General features: G+C 51.2%; 12 protein-coding genes. 4 read left to right on the top strand and 8 right to left on the bottom strand.

Annotated elements, in window-relative coordinates:
- Nucleotides 1–8 precede the first annotated feature (8 nt).
- The 5 genes from IM273_RS15670 to IM273_RS15690 form a co-directional block, all read right to left on the bottom strand.
- On the bottom strand, nt 9–437 hold the full coding sequence (locus IM273_RS15670) for an organic hydroperoxide resistance protein (RefSeq protein ID WP_013095463.1): 429 nt from the start codon (nt 435–437) through the stop codon (nt 9–11).
- Nucleotides 438–520: 83 nt separating this feature from the next.
- Nucleotides 521–973, bottom strand: a complete 453-nt coding sequence (locus tag IM273_RS15675) for a MarR family winged helix-turn-helix transcriptional regulator (protein ID WP_028015419.1) — start codon at nt 971–973, stop codon at nt 521–523.
- A 41-nt stretch (nt 974–1,014) separates the two neighbouring features.
- On the bottom strand, nt 1,015–1,656 hold the full coding sequence (locus IM273_RS15680) for a TetR family transcriptional regulator (protein WP_028015420.1): 642 nt from the start codon (nt 1,654–1,656) through the stop codon (nt 1,015–1,017).
- A 67-nt stretch (nt 1,657–1,723) separates the two neighbouring features.
- Nucleotides 1,724–2,197, bottom strand: coding sequence for a threonine/serine exporter (locus IM273_RS15685; protein WP_041911301.1), 474 nt, complete (start codon nt 2,195–2,197; stop codon nt 1,724–1,726).
- Entirely contained in the window at nt 2,188–2,964 is a 777-nt protein-coding gene (locus IM273_RS15690) for a threonine/serine exporter ThrE family protein (RefSeq protein ID WP_028015422.1), read from the bottom strand. The genes IM273_RS15685 and IM273_RS15690 overlap by 10 nt, the downstream gene beginning before the upstream one ends.
- 410 nt (nt 2,965–3,374) lie before the next feature.
- Between IM273_RS15690 and IM273_RS15695 the strand changes: the two genes are divergently transcribed.
- Complete coding sequence (locus tag IM273_RS15695; protein ID WP_028015423.1) at nt 3,375–4,112, top strand: LuxR C-terminal-related transcriptional regulator; 738 nt, start codon at nt 3,375–3,377, stop codon at nt 4,110–4,112.
- Entirely contained in the window at nt 4,109–4,744 is a 636-nt protein-coding gene (gene bglJ / locus IM273_RS15700) for a DNA-binding transcriptional activator BglJ (RefSeq protein ID WP_193051535.1), read from the top strand. The genes IM273_RS15695 and bglJ overlap by 4 nt, the downstream gene beginning before the upstream one ends.
- Nucleotides 4,745–4,784: 40 nt before the next feature.
- On the opposite strand, the gene IM273_RS15705 is transcribed toward bglJ, so the two are convergent.
- Nucleotides 4,785–5,243 (bottom strand): YbaK/EbsC family protein, encoded by a 459-nt coding sequence (locus IM273_RS15705; RefSeq protein ID WP_023331967.1) that lies wholly within the window; start codon nt 5,241–5,243, stop codon nt 4,785–4,787.
- Between the two features lie 328 nt (nt 5,244–5,571).
- On the opposite strand from IM273_RS15705, the gene IM273_RS15710 reads away from it, so the two are divergent.
- Nucleotides 5,572–6,918, top strand: coding sequence for a PTS sugar transporter subunit IIC (locus tag IM273_RS15710; RefSeq protein ID WP_193051518.1), 1,347 nt, complete (start codon nt 5,572–5,574; stop codon nt 6,916–6,918).
- 96 nt (nt 6,919–7,014) lie between these two features.
- Here the strand turns inward: IM273_RS15710 and fhuF are convergent, their stop codons facing one another.
- Nucleotides 7,015–7,803, bottom strand: a complete 789-nt coding sequence (gene fhuF / locus IM273_RS15715) for a siderophore-iron reductase FhuF (RefSeq protein WP_193051517.1) — start codon at nt 7,801–7,803, stop codon at nt 7,015–7,017.
- 94 nt (nt 7,804–7,897) lie between these two features.
- On the bottom strand, nt 7,898–8,938 hold the full coding sequence (locus IM273_RS15720; protein WP_226841171.1) for a GGDEF domain-containing protein: 1,041 nt from the start codon (nt 8,936–8,938) through the stop codon (nt 7,898–7,900).
- A 240-nt stretch (nt 8,939–9,178) separates the two neighbouring features.
- Between IM273_RS15720 and IM273_RS15725 the strand changes: the two genes are divergently transcribed.
- A complete protein-coding gene (locus IM273_RS15725; RefSeq protein WP_193051516.1) occupies nt 9,179–9,448 on the top strand; it encodes a DUF1435 domain-containing protein in 270 nt (89 codons plus the stop codon).
- The last annotated feature ends 60 nt before the right edge of the window (nt 9,449–9,508 follow it).

A 9,508-nucleotide genomic window follows, 5' to 3' on the forward strand; every position in this document is an offset into this window, starting at 1 on the left:
GGCAGTTATCACGCGATGATATTCAGGGTCACGTCGATGTTGCCGCGGGTCGCGTTAGAGTACGGGCAAACGATATGCGCCGCATCGACCAGCTTTTTGGCTTCCGCAGGATCCATCCCTTCAACGTGGATATTCAGTTTTGCTTCGATACCAAAACCGGTCGGCAGCGGGCCGATACCCACTTCGCCTTCAATAAACGCCTCTTTTGGCAGGGTAAATTTGTCGCGAGCCGCCACAAACTTCATCGCGCCCAGGAAGCAGGCAGAGTAACCCGCAGCAAACAGCTGCTCAGGGTTCGTGACTTCTCCACCCATACCGCCCATCTCTTTGGGCACGCCCAGTTTAACGTCCAGAACTCCATCGGAAGAGGTCGCGCGGCCGTCACGGCCCCCGGTTGCTTTTGCTTTGGCGGTATAAACAACTTTTTCTAAAGACATGGCAGGTTCCTCATCTTGCTTTATATGTGCTATTAAATAGCGTGCGATGTATATGGGTAGATAAGAACGCGTAAAGTATAGCCTTACGCGCGTTGAATCTGTTGTCGCAAAAGTTCCAGCTGCTGCTTGAGCGCCAGCATGGTGTCGGTATCACACTGTGCGGCGCACCCCACCGCGTGTGGGATACCCAGTGCCTGCTGCTGAAGTTCACGTCCGGCTTCAGTCAGCGTGACGGCGACCTGACGTTCATCTTTACGCGAGCGGTGGCGGTTGATTAGCCCTGCGCTTTCCAGACGCTTCAGAAGCGGCGTCAGCGTTGCGGAGTCAAGGAACAGCCGTTCACCGATGTCCGACACCGTCACGTCATCCTGCTCCCACAGCACCAGCATCACCAGATATTGCGGGTAAGTCAGGTTTAGCGGCGCCAGCAGTTGCCGGTACAGCTTATTAAGCGCCAGATTTGCCGAATAGAGGGCAAAACAGAGCTGGTTATCCAGCAGGAGCGCAGCGGTCGTGTCGTTCGTTTTTGCGTTCATGAAATGAATATAGATTGCGTGCGATTTAATTGCAAGCAATTTTAGGGGCAAGTATAACGCAGCGCCACCTGAACGGCCATTTTACGGTAGTGCTGGCGCTGGGCCTGCTCGTCTGCACCCTCTTCAAACAGCAGGGTGAAGGTGTAGCTGTTGGCAACGTAGTGAAAGCTGAAGCTGCTGATCAGACGGTGAAGGTCGCGGGCGTCAACCGTCTGGCTGAAAAGCTGTTTTTCTTTGCCCCGGCGCAGGATGCCTTCCAGCAGGTCGAGCGCGCTGCGGTTGACCTGCCGCAGATAGTTTGACTGCTGCATAAAACGGCCGCGCTGCATGTTTTCCATGCAGATAATGCGGATGTAATCCGGGTGGTCGGCATGATAGTCAAAGGTGGCTTCAACCAGATGGACCAGCGCTTCGACGGGAGGCATATCCGCCAGGCTAAGCGCCTTTTCACTAGCGCGAATTTGGGTGTAAACGTACTCCAGGACGAGCAGGTAGAGATTTTCTTTGTTTTTAAAATGGTAAACGACCATGCGTTTGGTGGTACCTGCTTTCTCCGCGATCTGCTCCATGCGGGCGCCGTTCAGTCCAAATTCGGCAAACAGCGCGATAGCACTCTGAAAAATTTTCTCTTTCAGGCTCGATTCTTCACTGTGATCGGGGTGTTCGCTGCCAGAGTTAGCCACATCCTTTCCTTATTTTTACCAAACGGACCAGAAAGATTATCTCCACGGCAGCGAAATAACACAAATATCAAACGCGCGGGCGTTTGCGGTAGAGCCATAGCCCGGGTATTGACAGCCCGATAGAGAGCGCACCGACGATGGAGGACGCCTTAAGAAAGTTGCTCAGGAGAAGAATCATCTGCGGCTCGGTGTAGCCAAAATGGCTGATTTTCACCGCGGAAATCATCGCCGTATAGGCAGATATGCCGGGGAACATCGGGATAACGGCGGCGACGGTGAACACTTTCGGATGCGCCAGATACCAGCGCGACCACTGAATACCGATGCTGCCGACCAGCATAGAGGCGATAAACGTCGACCATTCGATGTTAAAGCCCGCCGTCATCATCACCATTCGCGAGCCGTGGCCAATTGCGCCCAGCAGTGCACACCACGGCAGAGCGCGTTGCGGAACGTTAAATACCATCGCAAAGCCGACGGCAGGAATGGCCGCCAGGGCCATGTCCTGTGCCAGCGCCAGCAGAAAATCTATCACGCCCATCCTCGTAACCCCCACAGCGTCATCGCCATCACCACGCCGATGCAGGTCGCAAGCGTCAGCAGACTGGCGATAGCCCAGCGTGCCAGCCCGGTATTGATGTGCCCTTTAAACATGTCGGCAACGGCGTTGATCAGCGGGAAGCCCGGCACCAGCAGAAGCACGCTGGCGGCCATCGCAATCGTCGGGGTAGCGGCAAACTGCGGCAGGCGCAGCAGCAGGCCAGACACCGTTGTGGCAACAAACGCGGTAATGCAGAAGTTAATTTGCGGGTGCAGCTGCCGGTGCGTCAGCAGCTGGCGCACGTACATGGCGATGCTGCTGGCGAAAAAGGTGACGATCGCGCCGTCCCAGCCGCCTTTATTGAGCTTACAAAAACAGGCGCATGACAGCCCCACCATGAGCACGACCAGCCAGCGTGGATAACGTAATGGCTTGATTTGGTTAAAACGTTTTTCAATCTCCTTGAGATCGAGAAGCTTATGCTCAGCCAGGATGACGATGTGCTGGACCTCGGTTACAACGTGCATATTAATGCCGCGGTCGTGGTTTTTACGGGTGGACGTAAGACACTGCCCGTCTTTAATGGTGGTCAGCACAATGGCGTTGGACGAGATAGCGCTCTCAACGCTGTCCATCCCCAGCGCCAGCCCCAGCCGGGTTGAAAGCTCCTCGACCAGCGCGCTTTCCGCGCCGTGCTGGAGCAGAAAAAGACCGCACTGAATACAGAGCCGCGTGATAGCACGCTGCGTTGACCGATCTGCCTGCATGTATTATCCCGAAGATAAGGTGAATAGTTGCCGGTTGGCCCGTAATGCCTACTTTTAGCACAAAGTGCAGTGGTTCTTGCTGTGGGTCAGATCAAGGTTTATGCAAACAGTTACCCCCTCCTTGTCACGGCGACTTACAGGATTAATTTATTAATATGATGAATTATTAATTTGAAATAATAAAATATTTGTATTTAGAAATTCTAATTTTATTTTGTTGTTATTTTAATGTCTGCGCAATTAAATTGATTTGCGCTTTGTGAGATATTAGCGCTGTTTTAGGCATTTCCTAAACTAAGAACATATCTCATCTTCTGCTTGTATTAATCTTTTTATACTCAGGGAAGAAAATATTTATACCTTGGTGCGTTTTACATGACGCACCGAAGGAAAATGGACACGGAGGGTCTATGTTGTCGTTGCCTGGTAAGCATGGCGTTGTCATTAGCCGGATACCCGTCATGCAGAATGGGTTAGGGGACGTGATGGCACGTCATTTCCCCGATTTTGAATTGACCTACTGCCGCTCACTGCAGGAGTTAACCCTGCTTCAGTTGCGCCGCGCAGATGTGATTATCGCCGACGTTTCAGGCGAATACAGGAACCCACGGGGTACGCTCGAAGAGTATTACCGCTTACTGAACCAGTACCGGGAAATCCACTGGATCTTTTTGGTCTCCCGGCCGTTTTACCCTATTGCCGTTGAACTGCTTATGCGGCCGGAAAGCACGCTGCTTTCTGATATGGAACCTATCGAAGGTGTCGTTAACGCTATCCGGGCAGGGAGCGAACGCGCAGAACGGATAAGCCAGACGTTATTAACCCCAGAACCTGAGCAAAGTGAGGATGACGACGAACACTTTATTGCGCTCACGCACTCAGAACGTAAGGTGCTTCGCCTGTTAGGCAAAGGGTGGGGGATTAACCAAATCGCTACGTTGCTTAAAAAGAGCAATAAAACGATCAGTGCGCAGAAAAACAGTGCGATGAGAAGGCTGTCATTACGGAGTAATGCCGATATGTACGCCTGGATCAACAGTACACAGGGAATGAGAGAGCTGAGTTTAATGTCAGCCTATGGAGAGTTCGAGGAATGGAAAAAACCGATTCAACAAGACATATCGCCATCATCGAAAATTGCTCGATGAGTGCGGTCGGGCTGCAGCATCTTTTTACGCAGTCTGAACTCAGCCAATATCAACTGCACCTGTTTAATGATTTTGATGGCTTTAAGAAAGCACTGCATCACGTGAATTTTTTCTCGCTGATCTATTCGCTTTCCGATGCGCGAGAAGAACGACGTAACTGCCTGGCGCATCTGCGGGATCTCGCGTTTACGCATAGCCATATTCAGCGCATTATCCTGGTCTCGGATGAGATGGAGGCGAGGTTGATTAGCCATCTTTCGCCTTCACGTCTTCACGGTGTGGTCAGTAAATCGGTGACCCTTGAACACCTGCTGAAGGAGTTAGTGGTATTGTTGAGCGAAACGCTGCGCATTAATGACAATATGCTTAACCACTGGTACTGCAGTCAGAACCGGATGTTAAGCCCAACGGAAAGAGCAATTTTACGTTATATGTCATGCGGATATTCCATTCCCGAAATCGCGGCGCAGCTTGAACGCAATATCAAGACTATTCGCGCGCATAAGTTTAATGCGATGGTGAAGCTAGGGGTGAATTCTGACGTAGGATTGCTTGATGCAGCGGATATTCTTACCCATCTTCCGGTTAGAGAACCGAGAACTGTGGGGCTAAGCAAACCGACATTTTTGTAACCTGTGCCTTTTGCGCGCCAGATATGCCCTGGCGCGTCATTCAGATGCACACATCAACCCACTTTGCTGAAGTCAGCTCTGCCATTCTGTCCGGAGAAATACGTACGGCACTATGGATAGCGCCAGCGGCGGGGAGCACTTCAGCGTATTGTTTTAAAGAGATATCGCAGTAAACCGCAAGTGGGTTTTCAAGCCCAAACGGGCAGACGCCACCAACGGGATGACCCGTCACGGTAACCACTTCATCACTGCTGAGCATGCGTGCTTTCGCGCCAAACGTGTCTTTCAGTTTTTTGTTATCCAGACGCGCATCACCCTTCGCCACCACCAGAATCACCTCATTTTTAACCTTCAACGATAGGGTTTTGGCGATTTGTCCCGGCTCTACACGGTGGGCGGCAGCAGCCAGCGCAACGGTAGCCGTACTCTGGCTAAGTTCTATTACCTCTATTTCCGGCGCGTTGTCGGCAAAAAACTGCTGTACGGACTGCAAACTCATTGTTTCCTCCTGACAAATATCCTGCGTAATCTGTCATAAGAATTTATGCTCTGTAAATATCTCTTAAGTAACAAATATCCAGGATGGCTGATTTCTGGATCCTCTTCACAATCACAGAAACCGGTTACAGTAACCGGTTGCAGAGCGTGATGCGTAGATTAATACTGAGTATGTAACGTCCCCTGTATCCAATAATAAGAGCCAATTATGAAACCATTTCGTCTGAGCAGTACCGCTGGTACGCAAGCCAGCAAGGTTGTGAAGCTGATTTATGGAACAACGTGCGGCGCGAGCGCGCCTGTAATAAACGTCTGACAGGAGATCAACCATGTCTGCCAACCATGCTGCGTTTAATCTGATATTCCGTTTCGTTGAAAATTACGTGAGCCCGATTGCCGGGCGGATCTCGTCCCAGCGTCATGTCATGGCTATCCGTGATGGGTTCATCTCCGCGATGCCGTTCATGATTGTGGGTTCATTTTTATTAGTGTTTGCTTATCCGCCGTTTTCGCCTGATACCACCTGGGGTTTCGCGCGCGCCTGGCTGGATATGGCGAAGCAGTTTGAAGGCCAGATCCTGACGCCGTTTGATATGACGATGGGCATTATGTCCATTTATATCTGCGCGGCCATCGCCTATAACCTTGGCAAACATTATGTCAAAACGCACCAGCTGGATCCGTTCATGTGCGCCATGCTGTCGCAGATGGCGTTTCTGCTGGTTGCCGCCCCAAAAACCAAAGGCACGCTTCCCGTCGACAGCCTGGGTGGAACGGGTATTTTTACCGCCATCCTGGTGGCGATTTACTGCGTTGAAATGATGCGTTTCCTGAAGGCGCATAACATCGGTATTCGTCTGCCGGACCAGGTGCCGCCGATGATCAAAAACTCCTTTGATCTGCTGATCCCGGTGCTGGTGGTGGTGTTAACGCTTTATCCGCTGAGTCTGGTGATTCAGTCTCAGTTTGACATGCTGATCCCACAGGCAATTATGTCAATCTTCAAGCCTCTGGTTTCCGCGGCGGATTCACTGCCCGCGATCCTGCTGGCGGTGTTGATTGGTCACCTGCTGTGGTTCGCCGGGATCCACGGGGCGGCTATTGTCTCCGGGATGCTGCAGATGTTCTGGCTGACTAACCTCGGAGCGAACCAGACCGCGCTGGCCGCCGGCCATCCTCTGCCACATATTTTTATGGAAGCCTTCTGGACGTTCTTCATAGTGATTGGCGGGTCGGGTGCGACGATGGGTCTGGTGATTTGCTATCTGCGCAGCCGTTCAGCGCATTTACGCTCTATTGGCCGATTGAGCGTGGTGCCCAGCTTCTTCAACATCAACGAACCCGTTATCTTCGGTACGCCGATTGTAATGAACCCGGTATTCTTTATTCCGTTCCTGCTAGCCCCGATGGTTAACGCCGTGCTGGCCTGGGCGGCGATGACGTTTGATCTGATTGGTCGTGTTATTTCAGTGGTTCCCTGGACGGCACCGGCACCGATAGGCGCAGCATGGGCCCTGGGCTGGGATTTCCGCGCGGCTATCCTGGTTGTGGTTCTGGCCTGCGTGTCGGCAATCATCTACTACCCGTTCTTCAAAGTGTACGAGAAGCAGCTGCTGGAGCAGGAAGCGGAAGAAGCACAGCGTAATGGGGAAGAGGACAATCAGCAGGTGGCTTAAAGACGTTGTGCCGGGTGGTGGCTGCGCCTTACCCGGCCTACGAGTCGAGGTTTTTGTAGGCCCGGTAAGCGAAGCGTCACCGGGCAATTCACTGCACTACTTCAGCGTGCAATCCCCGCACTGCTTAACGTCCGGCAGGCGATAGCGCTGGCAGCAGGTACGGCGTACCAGAAGCCCGTCACGGAGCACAACGGTACGGAATAACGGATTATCGCGACCATCGGAAAGCTGTTTGGCAAAGAAGCAGGACTGGCGCAGGGCCTCCACTTTCTCATCGCCAAGCAGCGGCTTCATTTCTGTTAAATACCAGTGAATTAAATACCCGGTATTACTCCAGATAAGCTTCCCGTTAATCTCGCCCGTTGCTTCAAGTGCCTCTACCACTGGGATCAGGGCCTGGATGACAAGCTGTTCCAGACGTTCCTGAGCAGAGAACTGCTCTGCGCCGCGATCTTCGTGCAGATCAATCCAGAAGCAGGCTGCTCGGCCAGTTTCGTGGAACTCGACGTGAAAATGATCCGGGGAGAGCGCCAGCATGCTCTTTTGGGTTAATACCGCCAGCATGAGTGGGGGAACCATCAGCCCTATATACCACTGTGCCCACAGGGAAAGCAGAGGTTTATTTTCCCGCGTTAGGGTCGGCTGATTGCGATAGATATGGTCGGAATAGGTTGCAAGCAGCGACTGCAGCGTAGAGGGCTGCTGCCACTCAGCGAGCGTCATGGCGTGGTGCGGGGGCGCTTCATCAAGCCTGATAAAGTCCAGCAGGTGGGCGCGCGTCTTAGCAATCTTGTCCCGTATGGCATCCGCAAGCGACGCATTCCCGCTGGTGAGGGGCTCTCGCCAGAGGAGTGGTTCAACGATGTGTGCGGTATGCGTAGCCATAGTTGAGATAGAAATCTAAATGATAATGATTGCCAATCCTAACTATTGCTCATACCAATGGCAAGACTTTTGTCCTGATTAACCGAAGACGCGCTTAAGCGGTTTGTAGCTCTTCACTCAGCAGAATGTTATTGCGACCTAAATGCTTTGCTTCATAGAGGGCTCTGTCCGCTCTCTCCAGAGCGCTTTCCACGTCCTCGTTTTCGAAAATGGCAATACCGATGCTGATGGTGACATTGGTGGCGACGCTTTCGTTGAACAGATGGGGGATTTTCAAATCATAGACTTTCTGACGGATCCGCTCTGCCGTATGGCGGGCGTGTTCAAGTGAAATATTCGTCAGCAGCACCATGAACTCTTCCCCACCGAAACGCGCCACAATATCGCGCGAGCGGACGGCATCACGAATTGCCGCAGATACGCGCTTCAGCGCCTGGTCACCCATCATATGGCCATAATGGTCGTTATAGGCTTTGAAGTGGTCGATATCCATCAAAAGAACAAAATGTTCGCCGTTTTCTACCGCCGGCAGATTCTCCAGACGGCTCTGCAGGCCGCGACGATTATAGAGCCCGGTTAGCGGGTCCATCATACTGAGATCGGTCAGAGTTTCCCGTTCTTCCAGCAGGCGAGAGAGCAGCTCCTGGGCGAAGCGATCGTTGCGCCGTTGCAAAATGTTATGAATAGCAATAGCCACCACAGGAAGTGCGAAAGAATAGGACATTCTTAGCCATATATCCTGGTCACTTAACCACAGGCAAACAATAAAGGCGGGGAGCGAGTGCAGCGTAAATGCTTTGATATTACTGGCGAAGGCCAGCGTTCCGATAAAAAGCACCGTGAGTAAAGCTATTATCAAATACATCGCCTGGTCATGGGTAATTAGCGAAAATTTCGAATCTATTTGCCAGGCCCACAAAATACCAAAGATTGCTGAAACGGCAGGAATATTTATCTTCCGCGCGCGCTTTTTCCAGTGCCAGATGAACAGGCCAGTACTGATCGCGAAAATAGCAATCAGAGGGGCAGAAAACACGCGTACAGAATAGAGCGGGTTTGTTACCGAGAACACGGCTGACGTTGCGTTCAGAAATAAAAATAAACGTAACGATAATTGATATTTTCTTTGAACCAAAGACCGCCAGGATTATGATGTCATAGTCGTGCGTTTTTATTAAAACTTAATTAAAACAGATGAATAGGTGTGGTTTCGCACTTAATTATGCAAAAAACTCAAAGCGTAATTATAAGAAAAAGTTTATGTGTAGTTAACAGGTGAGCAATTTATCACCTTAGGAAATTTCTGTCATTCTACATAAGGGGAAAGGGCGATTTTTTTTGCTTCACCGCGCTGACAAATGATAATTTTTATCATATGATATTGTTTATCATTATCGTTATGAAAGGGCGATGTATGTTGAACAGGGCGCTGGGAAGTGTATGGGGAGTATTGTTGCCGGGCGTAATCCTTGGCGGTTTGATGTTTGCCGATCTCTCCATCGAAAGCTGGAAGGCCATCATTGTGTCAGGGCTGCTGATGACGTCAGGCATGATCTGGCATAAGCACCTACGCCATTATGTGTTACTGCCATCATGCGTCGCATTAGTCAGCGCAATTCTGGTGATAATGATGAGTTTGAAATAACAGGGAAAATAAGAGGTATTACAGAAGGGAGATAAGATAATTGGTGCGAGGGGGGGGACT

Origin of the sequence: Enterobacter cloacae complex sp. P13B (genome assembly GCF_014895915.1) — a bacterium.
GTDB lineage: Bacteria > Pseudomonadota > Gammaproteobacteria > Enterobacterales > Enterobacteriaceae > Enterobacter > Enterobacter bugandensis.

What these genes read in the sequence shown, in the direction of transcription:
- IM273_RS15670 (WP_013095463.1), bottom strand. Translation starts at nt 437, where the DNA reads ATGTCTTTAGAAAAAGTTGTTTATACCGCCAAAGCAAAAGCAACCGGG.
- IM273_RS15675 (WP_028015419.1), bottom strand. Translation starts at nt 973, where the DNA reads ATGAACGCAAAAACGAACGACACGACCGCTGCGCTCCTGCTGGATAAC.
- IM273_RS15685 (WP_041911301.1), bottom strand. Translation starts at nt 2,197, where the DNA reads ATGGGCGTGATAGATTTTCTGCTGGCGCTGGCACAGGACATGGCCCTG.
- IM273_RS15690 (WP_028015422.1), bottom strand. Translation starts at nt 2,964, where the DNA reads ATGCAGGCAGATCGGTCAACGCAGCGTGCTATCACGCGGCTCTGTATT.
- IM273_RS15695 (WP_028015423.1), top strand. Translation starts at nt 3,375, where the DNA reads ATGTTGTCGTTGCCTGGTAAGCATGGCGTTGTCATTAGCCGGATACCC.
- bglJ (WP_193051535.1), top strand. Translation starts at nt 4,109, where the DNA reads ATGAGTGCGGTCGGGCTGCAGCATCTTTTTACGCAGTCTGAACTCAGC.
- IM273_RS15705 (WP_023331967.1), bottom strand. Translation starts at nt 5,243, where the DNA reads ATGAGTTTGCAGTCCGTACAGCAGTTTTTTGCCGACAACGCGCCGGAA.
- IM273_RS15710 (WP_193051518.1), top strand. Translation starts at nt 5,572, where the DNA reads ATGTCTGCCAACCATGCTGCGTTTAATCTGATATTCCGTTTCGTTGAA.
- fhuF (WP_193051517.1), bottom strand. Translation starts at nt 7,803, where the DNA reads ATGGCTACGCATACCGCACACATCGTTGAACCACTCCTCTGGCGAGAG.
- IM273_RS15725 (WP_193051516.1), top strand. Translation starts at nt 9,179, where the DNA reads ATGATATTGTTTATCATTATCGTTATGAAAGGGCGATGTATGTTGAAC.